At 43.4% G+C, this 21,696-nt stretch carries 27 protein-coding genes; 11 read left to right on the plus strand and 16 right to left on the minus strand.

Annotated features, from left to right (window positions below):
• Positions 1–4: 4 nt before the first annotated feature.
• Entirely contained in the window at positions 5–547 is a 543-nt protein-coding gene (locus ACZ444_RS13985; protein WP_382358475.1) for a recombinase family protein, read from the minus strand.
• 152 nt (positions 548–699) lie between these two features.
• Between ACZ444_RS13985 and ACZ444_RS13990 the strand changes: the two genes are divergently transcribed.
• Together ACZ444_RS13990 and ACZ444_RS13995 are read left to right on the plus strand one after the other, a co-directional pair.
• Complete coding sequence (locus tag ACZ444_RS13990) at positions 700–2,139, plus strand: SulP family inorganic anion transporter (protein ID WP_382358464.1); 1,440 nt, start codon at positions 700–702, stop codon at positions 2,137–2,139.
• A gap of 41 nt (positions 2,140–2,180) precedes the next feature.
• Positions 2,181–2,600, plus strand: coding sequence for a universal stress protein (locus ACZ444_RS13995; RefSeq protein ID WP_382358463.1), 420 nt, complete (start codon positions 2,181–2,183; stop codon positions 2,598–2,600).
• 905 nt (positions 2,601–3,505) lie between these two features.
• Here the strand turns inward: ACZ444_RS13995 and ACZ444_RS14000 are convergent.
• From ACZ444_RS14000 to ACZ444_RS14020, 5 genes are all read right to left on the minus strand, one after another.
• Positions 3,506–3,706: a hypothetical protein gene (locus tag ACZ444_RS14000; protein ID WP_382358462.1), complete on the minus strand. Its 201-nt coding sequence runs from the start codon at positions 3,704–3,706 to the stop codon at positions 3,506–3,508.
• Positions 3,707–3,777: 71 nt separating this feature from the next.
• Positions 3,778–4,113, minus strand: coding sequence for a hypothetical protein (locus ACZ444_RS14005; RefSeq protein WP_382358461.1), 336 nt, complete (start codon positions 4,111–4,113; stop codon positions 3,778–3,780).
• Positions 4,114–4,203: 90 nt separating this feature from the next.
• Positions 4,204–4,701 carry a DUF3278 domain-containing protein gene (locus ACZ444_RS14010; protein ID WP_382358460.1) on the minus strand — a complete coding sequence of 166 codons (498 nt, stop codon included), beginning with the start codon at positions 4,699–4,701 and terminating at the stop codon, positions 4,204–4,206.
• A gap of 2 nt (positions 4,702–4,703) precedes the next feature.
• Positions 4,704–4,892 carry a helix-turn-helix transcriptional regulator gene (locus tag ACZ444_RS14015; protein WP_382358459.1) on the minus strand — a complete coding sequence of 63 codons (189 nt, stop codon included), beginning with the start codon at positions 4,890–4,892 and terminating at the stop codon, positions 4,704–4,706.
• Between the two features lie 170 nt (positions 4,893–5,062).
• Positions 5,063–5,518 carry a nucleoside deaminase gene (locus ACZ444_RS14020; RefSeq protein ID WP_382358458.1) on the minus strand — a complete coding sequence of 152 codons (456 nt, stop codon included), beginning with the start codon at positions 5,516–5,518 and terminating at the stop codon, positions 5,063–5,065.
• 175 nt (positions 5,519–5,693) lie between these two features.
• On the opposite strand from ACZ444_RS14020, the gene ACZ444_RS14025 reads away from it, so the two are divergent.
• On the plus strand, positions 5,694–7,337 hold the full coding sequence (locus ACZ444_RS14025) for a BCCT family transporter (RefSeq protein ID WP_382358457.1): 1,644 nt from the start codon (positions 5,694–5,696) through the stop codon (positions 7,335–7,337).
• A gap of 56 nt (positions 7,338–7,393) precedes the next feature.
• Here ACZ444_RS14025 and ACZ444_RS14030 read toward each other — a convergent pair whose 3' ends face one another.
• Together ACZ444_RS14030 and rlmN are read right to left on the minus strand one after the other, a co-directional pair.
• Entirely contained in the window at positions 7,394–8,047 is a 654-nt protein-coding gene (locus tag ACZ444_RS14030) for a DUF421 domain-containing protein (RefSeq protein WP_382358456.1), read from the minus strand.
• Positions 8,048–8,170: 123 nt separating this feature from the next.
• Positions 8,171–9,256: a dual-specificity RNA methyltransferase RlmN gene (rlmN, locus tag ACZ444_RS14035; RefSeq protein WP_382358455.1), complete on the minus strand. Its 1,086-nt coding sequence runs from the start codon at positions 9,254–9,256 to the stop codon at positions 8,171–8,173.
• Positions 9,257–9,446: 190 nt separating this feature from the next.
• Here rlmN and ACZ444_RS14040 point away from each other — a divergent pair, with 190 nt between their 5' ends.
• Both ACZ444_RS14040 and ACZ444_RS14045 read left to right on the plus strand, forming a co-directional pair.
• The gene (locus ACZ444_RS14040; RefSeq protein ID WP_382358454.1) at positions 9,447–10,448 is read left to right on the plus strand and encodes an LLM class flavin-dependent oxidoreductase; all 1,002 of its coding nucleotides are present in this window, start codon (positions 9,447–9,449) and stop codon (positions 10,446–10,448) included.
• Positions 10,449–10,554: 106 nt separating this feature from the next.
• Positions 10,555–11,010, plus strand: coding sequence for a DinB family protein (locus ACZ444_RS14045; protein ID WP_382358453.1), 456 nt, complete (start codon positions 10,555–10,557; stop codon positions 11,008–11,010).
• Positions 11,011–11,239: 229 nt separating this feature from the next.
• Here the strand turns inward: ACZ444_RS14045 and ACZ444_RS14050 are convergent, their stop codons facing one another.
• The 3 genes from ACZ444_RS14050 to ACZ444_RS14060 form a co-directional block, all read right to left on the minus strand.
• On the minus strand, positions 11,240–11,554 hold the full coding sequence (locus ACZ444_RS14050; protein WP_464433453.1) for a hypothetical protein: 315 nt from the start codon (positions 11,552–11,554) through the stop codon (positions 11,240–11,242).
• An 88-nt stretch (positions 11,555–11,642) separates the two neighbouring features.
• Entirely contained in the window at positions 11,643–11,906 is a 264-nt protein-coding gene (locus tag ACZ444_RS14055; protein WP_382358450.1) for a DUF4190 domain-containing protein, read from the minus strand.
• Between the two features lie 54 nt (positions 11,907–11,960).
• On the minus strand, positions 11,961–12,350 hold the full coding sequence (locus tag ACZ444_RS14060; RefSeq protein ID WP_382358449.1) for a hypothetical protein: 390 nt from the start codon (positions 12,348–12,350) through the stop codon (positions 11,961–11,963).
• 229 nt (positions 12,351–12,579) lie between these two features.
• Here ACZ444_RS14060 and ACZ444_RS14065 point away from each other — a divergent pair, with 229 nt between their 5' ends.
• From ACZ444_RS14065 to ACZ444_RS14075, 3 genes are all read left to right on the plus strand, one after another.
• Complete coding sequence (locus ACZ444_RS14065; RefSeq protein ID WP_382358448.1) at positions 12,580–12,951, plus strand: DUF4363 family protein; 372 nt, start codon at positions 12,580–12,582, stop codon at positions 12,949–12,951.
• 50 nt (positions 12,952–13,001) lie between these two features.
• Positions 13,002–13,658, plus strand: a complete 657-nt coding sequence (locus tag ACZ444_RS14070) for a DUF421 domain-containing protein (protein ID WP_464433457.1) — start codon at positions 13,002–13,004, stop codon at positions 13,656–13,658.
• A 187-nt stretch (positions 13,659–13,845) separates the two neighbouring features.
• Positions 13,846–14,907, plus strand: a complete 1,062-nt coding sequence (locus tag ACZ444_RS14075; protein ID WP_382358446.1) for an NAD(P)/FAD-dependent oxidoreductase — start codon at positions 13,846–13,848, stop codon at positions 14,905–14,907.
• A gap of 161 nt (positions 14,908–15,068) precedes the next feature.
• Here ACZ444_RS14075 and ACZ444_RS14080 read toward each other — a convergent pair whose 3' ends face one another.
• Entirely contained in the window at positions 15,069–15,554 is a 486-nt protein-coding gene (locus tag ACZ444_RS14080) for a PaaI family thioesterase (protein ID WP_382358445.1), read from the minus strand.
• 128 nt (positions 15,555–15,682) lie between these two features.
• Positions 15,683–16,744: an AbrB family transcriptional regulator gene (locus ACZ444_RS14085; protein WP_382358444.1), complete on the minus strand. Its 1,062-nt coding sequence runs from the start codon at positions 16,742–16,744 to the stop codon at positions 15,683–15,685.
• Between the two features lie 242 nt (positions 16,745–16,986).
• On the opposite strand from ACZ444_RS14085, the gene sda reads away from it, so the two are divergent.
• On the plus strand, positions 16,987–17,157 hold the full coding sequence (sda, locus tag ACZ444_RS14090; protein WP_382358443.1) for a sporulation histidine kinase inhibitor Sda: 171 nt from the start codon (positions 16,987–16,989) through the stop codon (positions 17,155–17,157).
• An 87-nt stretch (positions 17,158–17,244) separates the two neighbouring features.
• On the opposite strand, the gene nhaC is transcribed toward sda, so the two are convergent.
• The 3 genes from nhaC to ACZ444_RS14105 all read right to left on the minus strand — a co-directional run bounded on the left by nhaC (position 17,245) and on the right by ACZ444_RS14105 (position 20,035).
• Entirely contained in the window at positions 17,245–18,678 is a 1,434-nt protein-coding gene (nhaC, locus tag ACZ444_RS14095) for a Na+/H+ antiporter NhaC (RefSeq protein ID WP_382358442.1), read from the minus strand.
• 289 nt (positions 18,679–18,967) lie between these two features.
• Complete coding sequence (locus ACZ444_RS14100) at positions 18,968–19,594, minus strand: fumarylacetoacetate hydrolase family protein (RefSeq protein WP_382358441.1); 627 nt, start codon at positions 19,592–19,594, stop codon at positions 18,968–18,970.
• A gap of 60 nt (positions 19,595–19,654) precedes the next feature.
• Positions 19,655–20,035: a VOC family protein gene (locus ACZ444_RS14105; protein ID WP_382358440.1), complete on the minus strand. Its 381-nt coding sequence runs from the start codon at positions 20,033–20,035 to the stop codon at positions 19,655–19,657.
• A 129-nt stretch (positions 20,036–20,164) separates the two neighbouring features.
• On the opposite strand from ACZ444_RS14105, the gene ACZ444_RS14110 reads away from it, so the two are divergent.
• Positions 20,165–20,971 (plus strand): hypothetical protein, encoded by an 807-nt coding sequence (locus tag ACZ444_RS14110; protein ID WP_382358439.1) that lies wholly within the window; start codon positions 20,165–20,167, stop codon positions 20,969–20,971.
• A 13-nt stretch (positions 20,972–20,984) separates the two neighbouring features.
• A complete protein-coding gene (locus tag ACZ444_RS14115; protein WP_382358438.1) occupies positions 20,985–21,452 on the plus strand; it encodes a Z-ring associated ZapG family protein in 468 nt (155 codons plus the stop codon).
• The last annotated feature ends 244 nt before the right edge of the window (positions 21,453–21,696 follow it).

The raw sequence follows: 21,696 nt of genomic DNA on the forward strand, positions 1-21,696 counted from the left end.
GTAATTAGCTTTCCATATACCTGTATAATGTTGATTTACTTATACCTGTTTCAGATTTAATGTCAGCCAAGCTGTATTTTTTGCTTTCATACATAGTGATAGCACGCTTTACATTCTTATCAGGCTTCCTCGGTCTGCCAGCAGCCACCCCTTTTTGCTTCGCGTTTGTCATTCCTTTTTTCGTCTGGTTGCTTATGACGTCACTTTGAAATGCCGCAAGATGCTTCACAATAACTGTAAATGAATAACCGCCTGTCTTACTCGTATCAATATCTTCTCTCAATGATTGCAAATGGGCTTCTTTCTCTGCAAGTTTATCAAGTAACTCAACAAGATGACGTGTGGAATCTGCAATTGCATAGAGTTTGGTAACAATGACCTTATCGCCTCTTCCGATATTATGAAATAAATTTTCTAATCGATCTCTTCTTTTGGCGAATGAATGTGTCTCCGTGATAATCTCATTACAATTTTTATCGCTTAACATTTGAAGCTGCCACTCACAGTTTGGATCTTCCTGATCTGGTCGCATGTATCCTATAAGCATGAAAACGCTCCTTGCTTGAGAAAAGCTATATTTCATTTCACTAAAGTCCTAATAGGGTTCCTTTTTGAAACGAATGATGTTAAACTACTTTATTGCATTACAGAATAAATGATAGTTAGTTATATTATATAGGATAAAGGAGTACGAGTGTCATGGGAAGTAAAATAAAAAACGAATGGTTTTCTAATATTAGAGGTGATATCCTTGCCGGTATTGTCGTTGCACTTGCTTTAATCCCTGAAGCCATAGCCTTTTCTATTATAGCTGGCGTTGATCCCATGGTTGGGCTGTACGCATCCTTTGTGATCGCTGTCGTTATCTCATTTGTCGGCGGGCGTCCTGCTATGATTTCTGCCGCAACAGGGTCCATGGCACTGTTAATGGGGCCATTAATACGTGACCATGGACTGGATTATTTACTTGCAGCAACAATACTAGCCGGTATCATTCAAATTTTATTCGGTGTATTTAAAGTAGCTAAATTAATGAAGTTTATCCCAAACGCCGTCATGATTGGTTTTGTTAATGCTCTGGCCATTTTAATATTCATGGCACAAGTGCCGCATTTTTTAGGTATCTCCAATATGACTTACTTATTTGTAGCAATTACACTTGTTATTGTTTATGTTGTACCGCGATTTGTAAAAATTATTCCTGCACCCTTGATCGCAATCATATTATTAACAATTGTTTCCATTTATACAAGTGCAGATGTGCGAACTGTTGGTGATTTAGGCTCTATTACAAGCTCCTTGCCATCATTCTTCATACCCGATGTTCCGTTCACCTTTGAAACATTGGCTATTATTTTCCCGTATTCCTTTGCGCTAGCAATTGTCGGATTACTGGAATCCTTACTGACTTCTACGATCGTTGATGATATGACCGGGACAGAAAGCAAGAAAAATAAAGAAGCCAGAGGCCAGGGAATTGCCAATACGATTACCGGATTTTTTGGTGGTATGGCTGGGTGTGCCATGATCGGCCAATCTGTTATCAACGTCAAATCAGGAGGGCGAGGCAGGCTATCTGCATTCGTAGCAGGTTCATTCCTTATCTTTTTAATTATTGTGCTTGGTGATTTAGTCGTGCAGATTCCAATGCCTGCTCTCGTAGGAATTATGATCATGGTTTCGATCGGGACATTTGACTGGTCCTCATTCCGTTATATCATAAAAGCACCGAAAAGCGACGCTGCAGTCATGCTTATCACTGTCATTATTGTCGTCGCAACAAACGACTTGTCCAAAGGCGTCATCGCTGGCGTCATACTAAGTGCGGTCTTCTTTGTTGCCAAGATATCGAAAATAAATGTTACTAAACAACAGGAAAACGAAAAATTAAATGTCCATGTGCAAGGGCAATTGTTTTTCGCCTCTACAGAAAGCTTTATTAACGCTTTTGATTTCAATACCTGGGATACAGACATCTCGATCGATTTTTCCAATGCACAAATATGGGATGAATCCGCGGTTGGGGCAATCGACAAAGTCGTATTGAAATACCAGGAACATAATAACCAAGTAGCACTGACCGGCTTAAATCCCGCCAGCCAAAAGATGATTGGTAAATTAGCGGTCCATGACCTATAATGAATACACTAGTTAAGGACGATATATCAAGGAGTGTTTACATGTATAATCGGATACTCATAGCCGTCGATGGTTCGGAACATTCCCTTAGAGCAACAGACGAAGCCGTGAAAATAGCCACTCTAACAAAGAAAAGTTTTATTGATGTTATTTTAGTTGCCGATTTTTCTAAAGCTAAAAATGAGGTCCTTCATTCTCAGGGGAAGGAAGAGCTGAAAATTTCACGCAAAAAGAAACTATTTCACGTGGAAGACAAATTGGAAAGCAACAATCTTTCCTATGACGTAAATGTACTTCATGGCGAACCCGGTCCAGCCATTATCCAGCATGCAAATGAGGGAGACTATGATTTAGCAATCATCGGCAGCCGTGGATTGAATACATTGCAGGAAATGGTGCTGGGCAGTGTCAGTCATAAAGTCGTAAAAAGAGTCGATTGTCCTGTACTTATAGTTAAGTAACGAAAATACTCGCCTAATTGTGATAGATCAACCTCATAAATAACACACAAAAAGTACAGGGTTAATTTTAACGGGGGTCAGTTTCAGGCGAGATAACAAGAAGCAATATACAAATTAGAGGTGCAAATCACATATGATTAAGCATCTTTTTTTGCAATTATGACGGTGCTTATATTACTTTACGTCGGAAATTAGCATCGTGTTTAGCAGAAGTACATAAATTTAGCGACATGTATTATGGTGTTTTCGAAGCTGCTGAAACATTTATGTTAGAATAAATAGTAAGTATTATAAAGCAAATGGGCCAGATTTTTGCAGAATAGTATGATAATATCGTGTTATTACGCATAAGGAGGACTAGGGAGGGGCTCGATGTACAAAATATTCAGGAATAGGGCCATTTTATTTAATAAGTGAGGAATAATATGTCTGCAAAAGCACTCGAATATCTTAAATCAGGTATAATAATTTTAATCGCAATTCTCTTATTATTTATTCTTAATTTGCCTAAACCGGATCCTGTGGATACCATTGTGTTTGCTCTTTTTTTCATTTTTATGGAGATATTTTTTCCATTCAAAAATAGAGACGTGACAAGTAAAAGAGAGTATATAACAGCGATTTTATTTTTTATTATTTTTGCTACCCCTGTTTTTATTTTCGATTTATCCAAGAAACTGTATATTTTTATCGGGATTCTAACTATTTCTATTCTATTGCTTAATAAGCTATTCGACTCAATAAAAAACAAATACAAGAAAACGTGAAAAATCATGCAAACGGACGCGTTTGTTGCATAACACAATAAATATCGTGCTGGAAGATATGCTGATTAGTGTATTATTAATGCTGTTATTAGCCTTTTTCGTTCAATCCTCGACACTCCCTGACCATGCATGATTCTTTTATTCAATGCTAACCAGTTCTGCTTTAACAATCTGGTATTTACTAAGCACAACCGTCTTACCATCACCATCTTCCACAGAAATAAAATTTTGTCCGATACCATTAAACTTCAATTCGAGCGGGCGGTCTTTAATCCGGATATTTTTAAGCCATTCACCGTTCGTTAATAAAATATGATAAATACGGATTTTCTTTGTCATGGTGTCTCATCCTTAATTAATGGTTATTCTCCTGGTTATCCATCTGATTGCTACACGACCCTCATCGCTATTTAATAATCCAATTGTCTGAGGTGCAGCAGCAATTCATTGTCATTTAAATACGTTAGTTTGTATTTGCGAAGTTTGCTCTCTATCGTCTTTTGCTGCTTACTTTTATCACTGAATAAGTTACCAATTTGATAAAATACTTCCCCGAAGATGCCCGCAAACCCGCGAAAGCCAATATTGAATCCCATTTGTTCTTTCTCTGTAAGCGGGAACTGCGTGTTTTCTTCAAGTTCCTTCTTGAAACCGCCTTTGACTAAAATATAGTCGTTTTTTCTCTTTAACGCAGCCAGCAGTTCTTCAGCATTATCGGCTACCGGGTAGTCACATTGTTCAGCCATTAACTCACTCCCTGTTTATTTAAATGTAACACAATTCAGTTAATGGTGTCATCGGTGTGATAAAATTAACTAAACACTGCCAGGACAATCTTAAAATGGCTTGTTTAATTTCGACTTCCCAAACAGGTACATGATTAAGCCGAATATGATTCCGGCGACAACCCATATCAACGTATTGGACCAGCTCATCGCTAGGTCACCAGTTTCTAAATATGGAAACAGGTATTCCATCATGAATAACATTAAAAACCCCCAAAGCAGACCTGATAACGCTGACGATTTGATAAGCTGTCTTTTCTTAACCCTGTATTCTTCCGGAGAAGCACAGTCTGTATCATCCAAACGATTTTTGCGCAATCGCACAGTGATATTGAACGCATATGCCATATTGATAATAAAAAGCGCTGGTGTTATAAATGACATCTTATTATGAATGGTATCCATAATAAGTGAGAAGAGCATTAACAGCATGGTTACAATCCACAGCAGAGCACCTGAAGAAGCTAACATTTTATGTATTTCGTGCCTCTGATATTCATCCCGGTCATCCATAGTGCCTATAAAACGATTAAGCAATTTATCTCTCACGGCTACTCCTCCCAAAACAACGTATTAAGATCTGTGTCCAGTTCCTTGGCCAAAGCAATACACAAAGACAAAGAGGGATTATATTTATTATTCTCGATCAGATTAATCGTTTGTCTTGCGGCCCCCACTTTTCTCGCTAGGTCAATTTGCGTCAATTGCATAAACACTCTGTGCTCTTTGACTCTGTTCACATCAGACATCCCTTTCTGCAACCGTGTGTACATTATATGTGACATTATAAGGCTATGTCAATTATATATGACACACCGCAACAACAAAAAAGAGCATGTTTTTAGAAATACTCCCAAAAACATGCTCGCTCCACCGCAAAATCATCTGCTGACAACTATGCCGCTGAACGTTACGACTGTTTATCATACCAGAGCTGCATGGGATCTGTTTGATCAGTCTGATCGGAGAAGTGCTTAATCGTAATCGACCGTTCTTCATTAGGCTTCGACAGTTCCTCATAAATCTTCTCCCCTTCGCCCATTCCGACCTCAGTCATTTGCTCAAGGCCATTATAAAAGTAAACAGTTTCAATGTCTGCTGCATAGATAGCGGTCATGCACATTGAGCAAGGCTCGCCGCTTGTATAGATTGTATAATCGGACAGATCACTTGTCTGTAATTGTTTTTGAGCCTTCCGGATGGCATTGATTTCTGCATGACCTGTGACATCAGGATTCTCCTGCTCACCTGCCGCAGCCTCTGTCACGATCTCGCCGTCTTTAACAAGCACTGCTCCAAACGGTATTTGCCCCTCTCGAACATTTTCCTCGGCCAGTTTAACAGCTCGTTCCATAAATTGATTCATATGAACCCTCCATCTTACTGAATAAGGCTGTTCTGTACAGTACTGCTATAGTATATCTCACTGAACGCCGTATATTCCAATCTGCCGCTGCTGCCACGTGCAAACACGCCTCTAGCGTGTATAAATCGCTAATATCACCTAACACTAAACGCTAGACACAGAAAGGGTGATGACGATGAACAAGAATTTAATCGATTGGCCCACATTTATCGGGGCTTTAGTTCTTCTGCTTGCCGTTTCGGTTCCTCTTGCGGTTTTTCCGGAAGCAGGCAAGGCAGTGGTTAATGTGGCTAATGACTTTATGACTGGCAATTTTGGTGTTTTATATCTTATCTTCGGACTGGCTGCTTTCGCCTTTCTGATCTATGTCGGCTTTAGTAAAAATGGTCACATTAAACTTGGTGACAAAAATGAAGAAAGAGAATTTGGCACATTTTCCTGGGCAGCCATGCTGTTTTCTGCTGGAATTGGTTCAAGTATCCTGTACTGGGCCATGATCGAATGGGCCAGTTATTATCAAGGACCGCCATTTGACCTTCAAGGCGAATCAAATGCGGCCATTCAATGGGCAGCTTCTTATGGCATTTTCCATTGGGGTCCAATAGCATGGGCCATTTATACATTACCGGCACTCCCTATCGCCTATTTCTATTATGTCCGCAAAAAACCTGTTTTAAAGATCAGTGAGGCGGTCAGGCCAGTGCTTGGCAAATTGGTTGATTCACCACTTGGGAATATTGTGGACATTCTGTTTATGTTCGGGCTTATGGGTGGTGCTGGAACGACACTGGCACTGGGAACGCCGATGATTGCTCAAGGCGTGCACGATATTACAGGCTTGCCGGTGACCATGACGATGAAAGCAGTTATTATGCTGTTGTGCACCGTCATTTTTGCAATCAGTGCTTATTCGGGGCTGCGCCGCGGGATTAAGATGCTGAGTGATGTTAATCTATGGCTGGCAGTCTTTTTGTTAGCCTTTACGTTTGTGCTCGGGCCGACATTATTTATTAGTGAAACGACGTTTACGAGTCTCGGCCGTATTTTAAATAATTTCTTTAAAATGGCGACGTGGCTGGAACCGTTCGCTGGCATTGAAGGCTTTCGCAGCACAAGATTTCCTGAAGCCTGGACGGTGTTTTACTGGGCCTGGTGGGTGGTGTATGCGCCGTTTGTTGGATTGTTCGTCGCTCGCATATCACGCGGACGGACCATTCAGGAGATGGCTTTTGGCACCATCGTGTACGGTACGCTGGGCAGTATCCTGTTCTTTGGAATCATGGGCAACTTCGGACTGCATCTGCAGCTGACCGGCAGTTTTGATGTGGTTGGTTTCATGAACGAAAACGGCGCACCAGCTGCGATTATCGCGATTATTAATCAGCTTCCGCTAGCCGGATTCATGGTTGTGGTGTTTACCGTCCTGGCGATTATTTTTCTCGCAACCACCTTTGATTCCTCATCCTTTATTTTGTCATCAGTCGTGCAAAAAGAAGTCCAGTCCGAGCCATTAAGATGGAACAGACTGTTCTGGGCGTTCACCTTATGTCTGATGCCGCTGGTGCTCATGTTTATCGGAGATCTGCAGACATTGCAGACCGCAAGTATCGTAGCCGGGTTCCCGGTGCTGTTCATCATGGTACTGCTCGCCTGGTCATTCATGAAAGCGTCCAGTGAGGATCTCCGCGCATCCAAAGAGTACGAACCGCCAACCATTCATATTAACCGGCGTGAAATTATGCAGCATGTGAAAAACCGGGAAAAGCGTCGTTCTGCTATGGAATCAGCAGATCAAGACACCGATGATTCTGACCGCTGAAGGTATTAATTTGCATCACAAACAAGCAAACCAAAAAGCAAAAAAAGACCCCCGCCTTACTGCAAGTGGTCCGGCGAGGGGTTTTGTTGTTCCTGGTCAGATGTTTCTTTAAATAGATGACGCTGTGATTGCATTTGCGCGATCTGGTTATTCAAATCATTCAATTGTTTCTGAAGCTGATTCATCTGCGAATCGGCCGACATCTGGCTTAGAATTTGCTGCACATCCGATGACAGCTGGTTAAATTCCTTCTTCGTAACCGTCTGAGCATCTGTCTTTAAACGAAAGCCAATCTGACCGTTCGGCTCCAATGTAGCCCATTCCACATCATCAATATGCTGAACGTTTTTGATGCGAAGGTTCATTTCCAATTGATCAACCGTCATGCGCATTTTTTTAATGGTGCCTTCCTGCAGCTTTCCATTTTCAATTAAAAGCTTTGATTTGCCAGTGAAAATCTTTTCAAAGATATTCCACTTAATCTGTGCATATTCAATAAGGCATAATGCGCCAACTAAGAGCAATCCCACAGCTAATGTTAACCAGATATTCTTACCGGTAACAGGCTGAATCAGCAGCGTACCAATTCCAATCATGATCACCGTTTGCGGGAGTGTCATCTGCGAGATGGATTTCCGTCCGGCTATCCGCAGCAGAAACGTCCCGGCAATGATGATCAGGATCGCCTTCCATATCCAATCAAACGTCACGATATCAGACTCCTTTCTGCTTTTAGTTTAATGAAAAACCGGCATCTTATGCAGAAAATGAGCGCGTCTTAAATAGACAAAACCCCCGGAATCAGATAGTTTAACTGATCCGGGGGCTGAAGCTTATGATGGTATTTCTTTTCTCGCTGCATTCTCTTTATTCACTTGCCTGCTTCGCAACTGGCCGCATGCCGCGTCAATATCGGCACCGTTTTCCCAGCGGACACCGCAGTTGATGCCATTTTCCTGCAGCGTCTCAAAAAAGGCCTTAATCGTTGGTGAATCACTGCGTTCATACTGATCAAGCTCGCTTACCGTGTTGTATGGAATCAAATTCACATAAGTCAGATGACGTTTATTAGCAAGCAGTTCCACCAGCTCTTCAGCATCTTCTTTATGATCATTGACATCCTTGAGCATGATGTATTCATACGTGACACGGCGATTGACACGCTCCAGATAATAGTCAACAGCATCCATCAGTTTTTCAATCGGGAAAGCCTTGTTAATCTGCATGATCGATGATCTCAGCTCATTATTTGGCGCATGCAGAGAAATAGCCAGATTTACTTGCGTGCCGGTATCTGCCCATTTGTAAATTTTATGAGCAAGACCGCTCGTCGAAACCGTAATGTGACGTGCGCCAATATTAAGGCCGGCATCATGGTTCACGACATTAATAAAGTCCATCAGGTTATTGAAATTATCAAATGGTTCGCCGATGCCCATGACGACAATATGGCTGACGCGTTCATCCTCGTCTTTCTTATCGACATCTTTCTGGACATTCATAATCTGTTCAACAATTTCACCGGCGTCGAGATCACGGTTTTTCCGCAGCAGTCCGCTTGCACAGAAGGAACAGCCGACTCTGCAGCCCACCTGGGTCGTAACACAAACCGACAGGCCATAATTAAAACGCATCAAAACCGTTTCAATCAGATTGCCATCTGACAGCCGGAACAAATATTTAACCGTGCCGTCTTCGGATTCCTGCCTGAGCCCTTCTTCCATTGTATGAAGAACAAAGTTTTCTTCAAGCAGCTCGATGGTTTCCTTATTGATATTTTTCATTTCATTAAACGCACTAACACGTTTGACATACAGCCAGTTCCAGACCTGATCCGTGCGGAAGCGGCGCTGGCCATTTTCTGTGAGAAAGTTTTCCAGCTGTTCATATGTCAAAGCGTAAATTGATTGTTCGCTCATACGTATCCCTCATTTCACAAACGTTCCAAATGTCTATCGCAATATACTATCACATCAGATCTTATATGGCAAATAGAACAGGCTACATTCGAGACATTAAGCTCCAGGGGTATGGACCAATGGCACATTGAGCAGGATATTGGAAGTCCTGAACAGAAGATCGTATCCTTTATCTAAAGGAGTGAGATTTATGAGTTCTAAAACGTTTAACAATATCCCGCTGTCGGTTCTGGACCTCGCACCGGTTCTGGAAGGCAGCACACCGAAAGAATCATTTCAAAACAGTGTTAAATTAGCGCAAAACGTGGAAAAATTAGGCTTCAACCGTTACTGGATGGCTGAGCACCATAATATTCCAGGTATTGCCAGCTCCGCAACACCAGTGCTGATCGGTCATATTGCCGGTGCTACGAATACGATGCGCGTCGGGTCAGGCGGTGTGATGCTGCCAAACCATTCGTCACTTATCGTCGCCGAACAATTTGGAACACTCGAAAGCATGTATCCGGATCGTATTGATCTTGGTCTCGGCCGGGCACCAGGAACAGATCAGCAGACAGTTTTTGCCATAAGAGGCAAGCTGGATCAGCATCCCGAGGACTATCCGCGGCAAGTTGAAGAACTCGAGGACTACTTTGCCGGGACTGCAGCAGTGCAAAGTGTTCCCGGAGAAGGCCTCAATGTTCCGATCTGGCTGCTCGGATCCAGCGGTTTCAGCGCTAAAATGGCAGCACAAAAAGGATTGCCTTACTCATTTGCGAGCCATTTCGCACCGGATAACACAGTAGCTGCACTGGACTTGTACCGTACTTACTTCACACCATCTGAGGCGTTGGCTGAACCGCATGCCATGATCGGTGTCAACGTCATCGCTGCTGATACAGAAGAGGAAGCACGCTACTTGAACACGACCCAGCAGCAGCAAGTGCTCAATATGCACCGCGGACAGCCGGGTAAACTGCAGCCGCCAATTGAAAATCCTGACGAAGCCTTCTCACAAATGGATAAAGCCATTATTGAGCAGTCGTCCAATTCGCCGTATACAGTTATCGGCACTAAAGAAACTGTACGTAAAAAGCTCGAGGAACTGCTTGAGTCAACCGGTGCCGACGAGATGATTATCAATTCATCAATCTATGACATCGACGCCCGCATCCATTCTTATGAAATTGTCAGCGAACTGATGGACTAATGGAATGGCCAGGCAAAAACCGCAGTGCCTGATAACGGGCTGCGGTTTTGAGATGCCTTTTAAACTTGATATAATGGAATTAGTATCATGAAAGTGAGGGTTACTTATGACGGAGCTTATTTATTCACAATTCGAAACAACTCACAACGGCTTCATGGGTGAAATTAAAGACTTGGACGAGGCTACGCTGGACACACAGCCTGAAGGATTCAACAACACGATCCACTGGCATATCGGCCATGTGCTCACCATCAGTGAATCACTTCTGTTCAGTTTCCCTGATAATACCGACCATCTTCCGAAACACTATCATGACCTATTCAGCAATGGGACCAAACCAGCGGACTGGCCTGAGGACGTCCCAAGTGTTGACGAGCTTAAAGAGCAGCTCGCCGATCAGCTGGAACGGATTAAGCAAATTCCGGAAGAAAAACTATCGGAAAAACTGCCACAAGCTGTTCTAGGCGCCCAGACATATGGCGAATTGATAACCGTCGCCGCCTTCCATGAAGGCAACCATGCCGGCCGGGTCAACGCCATGAAAAAAGTTCTGAAAAAATAAGACAGCATGAAACCACTCTAATGAAAACAGCTCAGGTGTCGCGACCCGGGCTGTTTCTTTTTATTCATTACCTTAAGACCTTATAGGCCGCTATCTATTTTGTTTAGACCTTCTTTATCAACGACGTTATTGTAAAACTGGTCACCTTTTAATTTGACCGTCATGATCATCCCTGTCAATTATTCGTTTATATGGTTACATCCTGCAAGTGCCTCGCTATTTTATGCAACTATCTTTTCCTATTTTCCTCCCTGGATGTGTTGAATTCCCTATTCCTGGCTTTCATTTCGTCCTTCTGTTTTTGCCCCCACTTAGAGTTTGAAATAAAATCATAAGCAATAAGAATGATACCTGTAACCATAAAAACAATGCTTAAAATATAGGGAATCCATCCAGCAATGTCAGACAAAACAGTCGCAATCAGACCAGGCGGATCACCCCAACCTCCCAAATCAGGTAAATATAAAGCAATTGCGAGATGCATGATGCCAAATAAAATTGTTCCTGAAACAAGCAAAATGTAACCAAAAATTCTCATTTCCATCACTCTCACTTAAATTGAATAAAAATTTAAAACTATTACCTGGCATTATCTATTTATCCTGTATTTAATTTCATTAACCCCATAAGATCTAAATTTGGTAAAAAGTCCAAAGACCGATGATTGCAAATATCTGAATCACAATTGCAGCGATACTGCAAACAAGTCCGGCAACTGCTGTCTTATACCCTTTTTCATTGGCATTTTTTAAGGCTTTTATTGTTTTATTGGATGTTACTGTACCGGCAACACCAAATACCAAACCTAAAACGGGGATAAAAATACCTACAATCCCTAATGCCAAAGATATGCCAGCATAATTGAATCGTGGTGTCGCTACTTCCGTATTTGCCATTTAAATCCACCTCGATTTAAGGAACCATCTTTAAATTCCCAATTTAACTGTGAATTAATGGTTCCATGACTCTGGTACTTGGCTCTTCAAAAACGTAATCATTTTTTCCTCATTGTTGGTCTGAAGGGCCACACCTTTCCTGTCAAAAACAACAAAACTTGGAAGTTCCTCCAACTCTAAATAGTCGTATTGTTTTTTAGCTTTATTTGAAGAGGATTCCTGAGTCATCGTCATTTTATTGACATTTCGAATATTATTGTTATCCGCCCATTTAAACCAGTCTGTTTCATCAGCATCTTGAGATGTTATGATCAGTAAGGCATAATAATCTTCTTCATCAGAATATAAATGCTTCGGAGGTTTCGATTCATCTTTTGCAGCATTGGAACAGCTAGTTAATAAAACAAACATCAGTAAAGCGCACAATATGGATGCCTTTTTCAATAGAAATCCCCCTAATGACAGACACTTTACGATCATCCTTCCAGCTAACCTCAACGCTTCCTATGCCTTCCTGATATAAATTCTTTTCTTAAACCAAAGTAACACAAAATAATGATAATTTTAACATCAGAAGGTCTGAAGAATTACTCCACTGGCTTTTCTAATCAGCGAATAGCCAGCCATTCTAAAAACCATACTAGGCAAAATATGCTTTTTCAGAGGTGGCGGGATGAAAAATAAAACCATCACTTATACGCTGGCAATAATCGTTCTTGTATTGTTTACAGCTTATTTTGGTATAAAAGAAATTGTCCGGACACATATAAATCTCACTGAATCCATTGCCCAAGTAGAAACCTATGCGAAACAAGATGATTGGCAAAAAGCATATTCCCTCGCGAAAGAAGTTCAAAAAGACTGGGAAAGGTACAAACTGATCATCAATATAAACTACGCCGAATCAGAACACTCGCTATTCGATGAAGCGTTAAATGCCTTAGTAGCAGGAAGCGATGTAAAAGACTTACCGACTGTTCTTGCCAATGCCGAAAATGCAAAACGATTCTGGAAAAACTTAAATAAAATTGTTCCTGGTCCATAAGGGGGGGGATAACGATGGATGCTATTGCTTATATCATTCGCTGTATCATAATGCTGTTGGTTACGTGGACGGCGATCAGATTAATCGGAAAGAAATCCATTTCCAACATGACCAGTTATGACTTTGCGGGTATTATGCTGCTTACAACGGTGACAGCTGAGCCATTAGTTTATAAAGTTCCCTCCAAAGCTTCCGTTGGGGCAGCTGTTATTGTCATTATCATTGTGTTACTCGGAACTTTATCGCTGAGAACACGCTTCTATAATATGGACTCGAAACCGACGATTGTTATTTCCGGCGGCCATGTTCAAGAAAAAGAATTAAGAAAGGGCAACATGAACATCCCGTTATTGTTATCCGAACTGAGACTGAAGGGGTATCAAAATATAGCAGACGTCAAGTATGCCATTATTGAGCCCAATGGCAAGCTTTCCGTTGTTCCAGCGCCTGAAGCGAGGCCGGTTCAGCCAAGTGACATAGCCATACAGCCATTTCCTGTTTTCTTAAGCTTCCCGCTGGTCATTGATGGTCAGATTAATGATGAAAATCTCTCCTTCTTTCAAAAAGACGAAGAATGGCTGATGCAGCGGTTAATGACATTTTCCATCAACGATATAAACGATGTACTCCTGGCCCAGATAGACAGCCAGGGTCAGTTATATGTGATCAACAAAAGTAAAGATCTGCAAACCCCAAATATCTTTTGATCAGGCGGTGATCATGACGTTTATGGTTATTACCTTCCGCCTGAGCTGCAACTGAATATGCACAGTTTTATGAATCCTCTCTATACCCTTTCTTAAAGCTGACATTTCCGTGGCTACCCCTAGTTTTCCGATACAACATTTGATAATCTTAATAAGAAAGACTTTTTCATGAACAAGGGGTTTTAACATGACACATTTAGTGATCGTCGGGGGTGGCTATGGCGGTATCAATATTATGCAAAATCTGATTGAGCGCAACCTGCCTGAAGATGTCTATATAACGCTTATCGACCGCAATCCGTACCATTCGGTTAAAACAGAATTTTACACAATTGCTGCCGGTACATCTGCTGATAAAGACGTACGCATGGACTTCCCAGAGCATCCCAAAGTCAATTATGTCTACGCGGAAATCAGTCAAATCGATACAGCGAACCAGCAAATTCAGCTGCAGAACCGCAGCGATTCAGTTGCTTATGATTATCTGGTGCTTGCGCTCGGCTGTGAAGATAATTACCACGGGGTCGACGGAGCAGCTGCGTTTTCCGAGAGCATTCAAACATTCTATAAAGCACGTCGCGCGGGTGTTGCGATCGGTAATCTGCCTGCCTATGGCAAAGCTACCATTGTCGGTGCGGGCCTGAGTGGCATTGAAGTAGCTGCCGAAATCCGTGAGAGCCGTCCAGATTTAAACATTCGTCTGCTGGACCGCGGCGAGACTGTTTTGAAAGCCTTTGATACCAAAATTCAAAATTATGTAGAAGACTGGTTTATGAAAAATGATGTGGACGTCATTCATAATGCCAACGTCGAATACGTGGAAAAGGATGGTGTCTGCAACAATGGCATTTGCTATGTTAACGACGTTACCATCTGGACAGCTGGCGTGCGCCCAAGTTACCTCGTCCGTGAACTGCCATTAGAACTGAATGAACAGGAAAAAATCATAATCAATGATTTCTATCAAGTACCAGAACAGCCGCATATATATGCCGTTGGTGACTGTGCCGTGTCTGAGCATTCACCAAGTGCGCAGCTGGCCCGGCAGCAAGGCGAGCAGATTGCCGAAGTGCTCGCGGCCGTTCTTAAAGGAAAGGAACCTAAGAAACCCGGCCCGATCAAGCTGAAAGGCACACTCGGTGCACTCGGCAGCGCAGACGGCTTCGGCGAAATGATGACACAGCCTATGACCGGTTTCATTCCACGTCTGGCTAAATCAGGTGTGCTCTGGCTGAACAAGCGGCATTAATAATAGCTTACGAATGGCTGACTGGTATTTTAAGGAGCCGGGACAAAAGTAATTTTTATTAACAAAACGCGGGCAGCTGGTGAACCTTCTCACGCTCCTCGCAGATTGCAGCTGCATCAGTTATGTCCCAGTTCCTTGTACGCAGCAAGCTTGTCTGTGAATTATGTCGGCTGTGTAAATGTATCCGGCATAACGGCGGCCGTTACCACAGCCTTCGCACATAACTCATCACCGGCGTAAACTTCGGTATGCACCTTGAATTTTTTCGGGTGCACTTCCTCCGGTTTGCCAATCGCTTTTAATGGCGTGTTCTGTGGTGTTGGCTTGATGTAGTCCACATTTAATGAGGCCGTTACAAAACGCGATGCTTCCTTACCTTCCCCAGGCTCATACCCATTTTTCCGGTGCAGCGCCAAAGAAGCTGACCCTGTTCCGTGACAGTCGACCATAGAGGCGATTAAACCGCCATATACAAAGCCGGGGATAGCTGTATAAACGTCGTCCGGCGTATGCCAGGTCACCGTTTGATCCCCGTCCCAGCCAGTCCGGAACAGATGGCCCTCTTTATTCAGCCGGCCGCATCCGTAACAATAGGCTAAATCATTCGGATAATCATCCTGAATTGCATAGGTCATTTCCTCAGTCATATCTAACTCCCCCTTTTAGATCAGTATATCACGAAAGCGGTTTCTCTGAAGAGGGAAAATAGACGATTAATCAGAATTTTCCACAGAAATATTCTGCAAAAACGTCAGGACCGGACAACATGACTGCCTTATTGACCGGCCCGTCGTTTTCCAAGCCACCTGAAGAAGAACGGGACAAACACCATAATCAGCAAGAGACGAAACAGCTGGTAGCTGGTGACCACTGATATATCAGCACCGATTCCTGCTGCTGTCAGCCCCATTTCAACCATGCCGCCCGGAGTCGTGCTTAACAGCGCTGTGGTATAAGGAACATCATATATAAGCGCGAGCCCCGTGCCAAGAACAAAGCCAAACAGCACAATGACAATGATCATTATGATGGTATAGGCCATAATGCGTTTCCAGCCCGGCAGATCTCTGGGCTGCATCTGCAGACCAATATGAACACCGATAAAAAGCTGTGCGAGCCCGACAAGGCCAGTTGGAAGGTCAGGTACCGGGAGACTGGTAAACGTCAGTGCAATCGTCAGCACCATCGGCCCGAGCAGCATAGGAGCGGGCACCCGCAACCGGGAAAACAGCCACGCAGCAGCGACCAGCAAAAGGGGATACAGCAGATACGTATACCATGGCATCGCCAGCCAGCTAATCGTGTCTGCCTCTGCCCCGGGAGCGGTTCCAGCACCCCCGCCGAACAGATACACCGCCGTAATCGGCACAACAATCACAATCATCATCACGCGCATACTCTGCAAAAACATAATAATCGTGGGATTCAACCCTTTTATCTCATCCAGCAGGACCATAATCTGTGACAAGCCGCCTGGTATCGCACCAATCATACAACTGGCCAAATCCAGCCCAGTCAATTTGGAAAAAAACCACCCAAGCAGCAGGCTGAAACCAATCGTCAGAAGTGTCACAGCTATCATAGACGGGATATGATCCCCCATTTGTACAAGCGTCTCTTTCGTAAAGGAGGTCCCGGTCAAATAACCGAGCAAAACCATCGCGATTTTCTGAAATGACGAGAGCCAGAATAGTTCCCGCTGCAGCAGGATACGCCAGGCAGCCACCGCGACAAGTGAGCCAATCAGCCACGGCAGCGGAATATGTATCATTGAGAACAAGGCAACACCGGCAAGCGCAACTGCCAGTGTCTCCAGGAAAGCAAAAACCTTAGGCAACAGTTGTCATCTCCTCTGCAGCTATCTAATATTGCAAAAAAAGGAACCATCGCGATGATGGCCCACGCTCATTATAGAGGAAAGAAGGCATTTGCGAAAGGCATACCGCTTAGGAGGCACATCTCAGGGAATTTTGCTGCATGCTGCCATACACACTTTAGTCTTGCTAATTCGTTAATTGATTACTATACTAAGGAATTGGTTTTCGAATATTTTTATAGGAAGGAATGTTTTAAATTTTCATGGACAAGCTATCTAATCAATTGCTTATTGAAGTTTATTGTCAGGCCAGAGCTATGCAGTTGGACAGTGACTTCATCGACATGATTGAAGAAACACTAAAACAACGATCGATTCTCGTCACCCGATCCTCAACTAAAGATACTGCTAAATCAGACAAACCGCGTCGCTAAGATCCTTCACCAGACCCTCCATTATCTCCTTTAAGAAAACAGCCCAGGTACCCAAAAAGCGAGCCCTAAGCTGCTGTTTCCGAACCATCACCTAAGATCTGCGGACACTGATTTTCTTTTTATAGAAGGTTTTGACCGTACATCCTTCGTCTCTTTCATACCAATACCTGTGATGCCATATAAAAGCGTAAATACCGGCGTGATCAGCGCCAGAAAGCAGAATGGAATATAGACAAGCGGTGATATGCCAAGGGCTCCTATCGTGAATAAGCCGCCTGCCGTCCACGGCAGTAATGGTGCCGTTTGCGTAGCGGTGTCTTCAATAATTCTGGATAGGTTAAGCGGACTAAGCTTGAACCTTTCAAATAAAGGCCGCAGCAATGTACCCGTCATGACTCCGGAAAACGAGAAAGAACCGCCAATTCCAAGCATTGCATAACCTGTGGCCATCGACAGACCAACGAGAACACCTCTGCCTTTGATATGGGCTGCTACTGCCTGCAGCATCGCTTCAAGCACACCAAAGTTATACAAAGCACCGCCTAAGCCGAGTGCAAACAAGTACAGACCTATCAGTGGCAGCATACTTGTCAGACCACCCTGCTGCAGCAGACTATCCACAATATCAATCCCGGAACTGTCCGTATAGCCTTCATAAAATATATGGGTGACCTGACTCATGGTCGCCCCTTGATCTAAGACGGCTACAGCGGCACCAGCCAGAGCACCAATAAAAATGGACGTGACGGGAGGCTTTTTCATCACCAAAAGCACAATCACAATGGCAGGCGGAATCAACGGAATCAGTCCCAGATGAAAATTCTCAGCCAAATAACCGGTAAGCGTATCGACATCCGTCGAATTAATGGCTGAACCGCCATAGACCCAGCCGAGAATGGTGAAAATAATCGCACTGATGATATAGGCGGGCCCCGTGGTCAAAAGCATATGTTTAATATGGTCAAGGACGTCGGCTCCAACAATAGCTGCGGATAAATTCGTGCTATCTGATAACGGGGACATTTTATCACCAAAAAACGCTCCGCTGACAACCGCACCAGCCGTCATTCCCACAGGCATGCCAAGACTGTGACCGACACCCATCATGGCTACACCCGCTGTTCCAAGTGTTGCCCAGGATGCCCCTGTCGCCATCGAAACAACCGAACATAATATAAGGGCCGTCACCAGGAAGAACTGAGGCGAAATGGCTTCAATACCGTAGTAAATAATCGACGGTACCGTACCGGAAGCCATCCAGGCTCCGATCAGAATACCGACTGTCAGGATGATCATGCCCGGCTGAAGCGCCTTCAGCATGGACTCATAAATATTCTGTTCCACCTCTTTAAATGAGTAGCCAAGCCTCATGATAAACGGAATCACAGCCAGTAAAGCCGTGAACATCATAATCTGGATGGCAGCGCCAAAAACAATCATCCCTGTTGCAATAATCGCCACCACGACTAATAAAATGGTCAGCGCATATAAGAACGTCGGTTTCTTTGTTTCGTCAGCCATCTAAACACTCCTTCAAAAATTGCCCTTTAAAATAAGGGACTGTTAAGGAGCGCTCCATTAATTGTTCGAACAATTTTCCCTAATTTGAATCGTCTGATATGCATATAACAATTTATATTTTAGCAAATTATCAATTAATTAGGAAACGAGCTAACAGACCATTTTACCCGATGAGACCGCGATATGCAGACTGAAGCGGTCAAAAAGACGCTTATTCTTACAAATGAAGCCACATGAGAGCTTATCCTTCAAATCATTGTCATTTTATTCCTTCAATTGCTGCCACCTGTTATGCCATAGACACGCCAAATTGCCCTTGCAGCGTGTCGCCCCACCATAATTCATATGTTTCACCGTCAGAGACCGGACCAACACCTTCAGGGGTGCCCGTATAAATGATATCCCCTTCCCGCAATCCAAAATGAGCCTGAATATAGGTCATAATGTCATGAAATGAGAAAATCATATCGTTAATGTTTCCCGTTTGGACAACCTCACCATCACGCGTTAACTTAAAATACGCTTCCCGGCAGGCCGCCTCTCCCGGGAAATCCCAAAATTCCGTCACAACAGCTGCGTTCTTAAACCCTTTCGCTAAAAGCCATGGCTTCCCCTCCTGCTTTAACTCTTCCTGCACATCACGCAGCGTCATATCGACCCCAAGTGCCATTTTCGACACGACATCATCTACCGCAAAATCATCACTGAGAACATCCTTCCCGACATACAAAACGACTTCCAGCTCATGATGAACTGCACCCTGATTCTCTGGGTAACGAACCGTCCTGTCATCCGCATGAACAAGTGCGTTCGTCGGCTTGGAAAAAATCATTGGCTCACCTGGCACGGTATCACCGAGTTCCGTCGCATGATCAGCGTAATTCCGTCCAACACAAAAGATATTACGAATAGCCATATATCATCACCGTCTTTCGAATGTATTTTAAAGTACTAGTTGCTAAAACGCGGCACACGATTATAACGCATCCGTTATGATTTCAAAGAGACAGCCATCCCGGTTCGTCCAGAACAAACCGCGGGGCATGAAATCGTGATCTGTTCGCTGATTCGCTGTATCAAAAGGACTGTTGCCAAAAGCCATTCCATCTTTTTTAAGCCGCTTGACCATTTTATCAAAGGTACGTCCGTCAACATGGAATGCCATATGCTGCTCTAAGCTGCCTTCATCTCTGTTCATAAAATAAATCGCCAGCTCCGAATGAATACGTACCGCCGAAAATTCATAGCCTTCCCCTGCTACTCTTCCCAGCGGCAAATCCATCACCCAGGCAAATTCACGCGCTGCCTGATCATGGTCTTCAGCATATATCACGGCATGATCGAGCTTAATCGCCATAATGAATCACCCCCTGCGCCCCTTAATCAAGGATCTCGTTTAAATTTTAACACACAATGATTTCATGTTGACGTCCTTATGCATATCCAGACAACCATTGTCTAATACTATAGCTTAAGCGCAATACATATGGCGAACCGAGGGATAACGTTGCACAATTCAGATAGAGCGAGACGATTCAGAGCTTATGTAAGTATATTAGGCACCACACAGATTCATTTGCGGAATCCATTCATTATCGCATGGTGGTCTGCTGCCTTCCCGGGCTTCGGACACTTGCTTCTTTCCAAATACATTCGGGGCTATTTATTAGTGCTGTGGGAATTTTTCATCAACATTAATGCCCACATCAATGAAGCGATGATCTATTCGTTTACCGGTCAATTCGAACTCGCAAAAATGGCTTTGGAACCGCGGTGGATGCTGCTCTACATCCCGATTTACATTTATGCCATATGGGACAGCTACCGCACATCAGTCGATCTGAACAAGTTATTTATTCTGGCTGACCGGGAAAACGCTGAGTTTATAAATTTCCAGATTACAGGGCTGGAAATCAATTACTTAGATAAACGAAAACCCTGGATATCTGTGATGTGGTCAGTTTTCATGCCCGGAGCCGGACAGCTTTACATTCATCGGATCGCAACGGCTTTTTTTATTATCATCTGGCTGATTACTGTCGTTTATTTTTCCCGTTTTCTTGAAGGTATTCACTTGCTTGTTTCAGGTGACTTGACGCAAGCGACAGCAATCCTTGATGGCGAATGGCTGTTGTTTCTCCCCTCCCTCTATTTCTTTGCCATTTATGATGCCTATATCAATACTGTGGAAAACAACAAATTATTTGAAACGGAACAAAAAAACTTTTTAAGACGCAGATATCAGAACCCGAATTTTGTATTACCCCTTAATCTTAAAAAACGAAACGAGTGAGAGCATGTATGTGATGGCTACCTTTGATCAGTCATTATACGTGGAATTAGCGCTGTCAGCTATTGAAATGAAGGGTGTCCCCAACGAAGACATCCTGGCTGTTCCCTTAGACAATCGTACAGAGGAAAGAAAACTGTTTGATACAATCTATCGTTCAGACGGCTTTAGTATGTTTGATATTGCAGCTGCCCTCGCCACTGCATTTTCCGTCATCGGTGCAAGTGCTGGCTTTCAACTGACGTGGGGACCAATCATTTGGGGTCTAATAGGAGCTGTGGTTGGCGCTGCGGCAGGATTTTTGATCAAGCTGTTTATGAACAGGAAGAAACAAAAGCACACGTTAAAGCTGAGCGGGAAGGCATCTGAGCTCATTCTTATTGTCTATTGTAAAAGCGAGCAGGTTGACATAATTGAAGACATTCTCTGGGATAATTTTGCGCTGGGTATTGCCAAAATGGACGATATCAGCCACAGGTCTTAAACTGGCCGTTATGCTGTATGTCACATCCTGCTTGGCCCTTGCGTTTGGTCTTATAGCTGATAACATCCTTAATCTCTGGCTGGACTTGTACGGTTACTTTGGCAAAGGGGTTAATTTAAAAGGACTAGCTGCTCTGACAACAATCTATCTTTAAAAGGAGCCATAATCGAGAGAATAAATGCTAATATAAGTGACCCTGGAATGACACTCTCAACAGGCTGTATAGCGTAAGATGATGATGTCA

It is taken from the genome of Lentibacillus kimchii, assembly GCF_055381965.1.

Excerpts from the sequence above, each read along its gene's own strand:
- ACZ444_RS14005 (WP_382358461.1), bottom strand. The coding sequence starts at position 4,113 with ATGGCTGAACAATGTGACTACCCGGTAGCCGATAATGCTGAAGAACTG.
- ACZ444_RS14080 (WP_382358445.1), bottom strand. The coding sequence starts at position 15,554 with ATGACTGAGGAAATGACCTATGCAATTCAGGATGATTATCCGAATGAT.
- sda (WP_382358443.1), top strand. The coding sequence starts at position 16,987 with ATGGACAAGCTATCTAATCAATTGCTTATTGAAGTTTATTGTCAGGCC.
- ACZ444_RS14065 (WP_382358448.1), top strand. The coding sequence starts at position 12,580 with ATGAAAAATAAAACCATCACTTATACGCTGGCAATAATCGTTCTTGTA.
- ACZ444_RS14025 (WP_382358457.1), top strand. The coding sequence starts at position 5,694 with ATGAACAAGAATTTAATCGATTGGCCCACATTTATCGGGGCTTTAGTT.
- ACZ444_RS14050 (WP_464433453.1), bottom strand. The coding sequence starts at position 11,554 with ATGGAAATGAGAATTTTTGGTTACATTTTGCTTGTTTCAGGAACAATT.
- ACZ444_RS14000 (WP_382358462.1), bottom strand. The coding sequence starts at position 3,706 with ATGACAAAGAAAATCCGTATTTATCATATTTTATTAACGAACGGTGAA.
- ACZ444_RS14070 (WP_464433457.1), top strand. The coding sequence starts at position 13,002 with ATGCTGTTGGTTACGTGGACGGCGATCAGATTAATCGGAAAGAAATCC.
- rlmN (WP_382358455.1), bottom strand. The coding sequence starts at position 9,256 with ATGAGCGAACAATCAATTTACGCTTTGACATATGAACAGCTGGAAAAC.
- nhaC (WP_382358442.1), bottom strand. The coding sequence starts at position 18,678 with ATGGCTGACGAAACAAAGAAACCGACGTTCTTATATGCGCTGACCATT.
- ACZ444_RS14075 (WP_382358446.1), top strand. The coding sequence starts at position 13,846 with ATGACACATTTAGTGATCGTCGGGGGTGGCTATGGCGGTATCAATATT.
- ACZ444_RS14100 (WP_382358441.1), bottom strand. The coding sequence starts at position 19,594 with ATGGCTATTCGTAATATCTTTTGTGTTGGACGGAATTACGCTGATCAT.
- ACZ444_RS14115 (WP_382358438.1), top strand. The coding sequence starts at position 20,985 with ATGGCTACCTTTGATCAGTCATTATACGTGGAATTAGCGCTGTCAGCT.
- ACZ444_RS13995 (WP_382358463.1), top strand. The coding sequence starts at position 2,181 with ATGTATAATCGGATACTCATAGCCGTCGATGGTTCGGAACATTCCCTT.
- ACZ444_RS14110 (WP_382358439.1), top strand. The coding sequence starts at position 20,165 with ATGGCGAACCGAGGGATAACGTTGCACAATTCAGATAGAGCGAGACGA.
- ACZ444_RS14045 (WP_382358453.1), top strand. The coding sequence starts at position 10,555 with ATGACGGAGCTTATTTATTCACAATTCGAAACAACTCACAACGGCTTC.
- ACZ444_RS14040 (WP_382358454.1), top strand. The coding sequence starts at position 9,447 with ATGAGTTCTAAAACGTTTAACAATATCCCGCTGTCGGTTCTGGACCTC.
- ACZ444_RS13990 (WP_382358464.1), top strand. The coding sequence starts at position 700 with ATGGGAAGTAAAATAAAAAACGAATGGTTTTCTAATATTAGAGGTGAT.
- ACZ444_RS13985 (WP_382358475.1), bottom strand. The coding sequence starts at position 547 with ATGCTTATAGGATACATGCGACCAGATCAGGAAGATCCAAACTGTGAG.
- ACZ444_RS14105 (WP_382358440.1), bottom strand. The coding sequence starts at position 20,035 with ATGGCGATTAAGCTCGATCATGCCGTGATATATGCTGAAGACCATGAT.
- ACZ444_RS14020 (WP_382358458.1), bottom strand. The coding sequence starts at position 5,518 with ATGAATCAATTTATGGAACGAGCTGTTAAACTGGCCGAGGAAAATGTT.
- ACZ444_RS14055 (WP_382358450.1), bottom strand. The coding sequence starts at position 11,906 with ATGGCAAATACGGAAGTAGCGACACCACGATTCAATTATGCTGGCATA.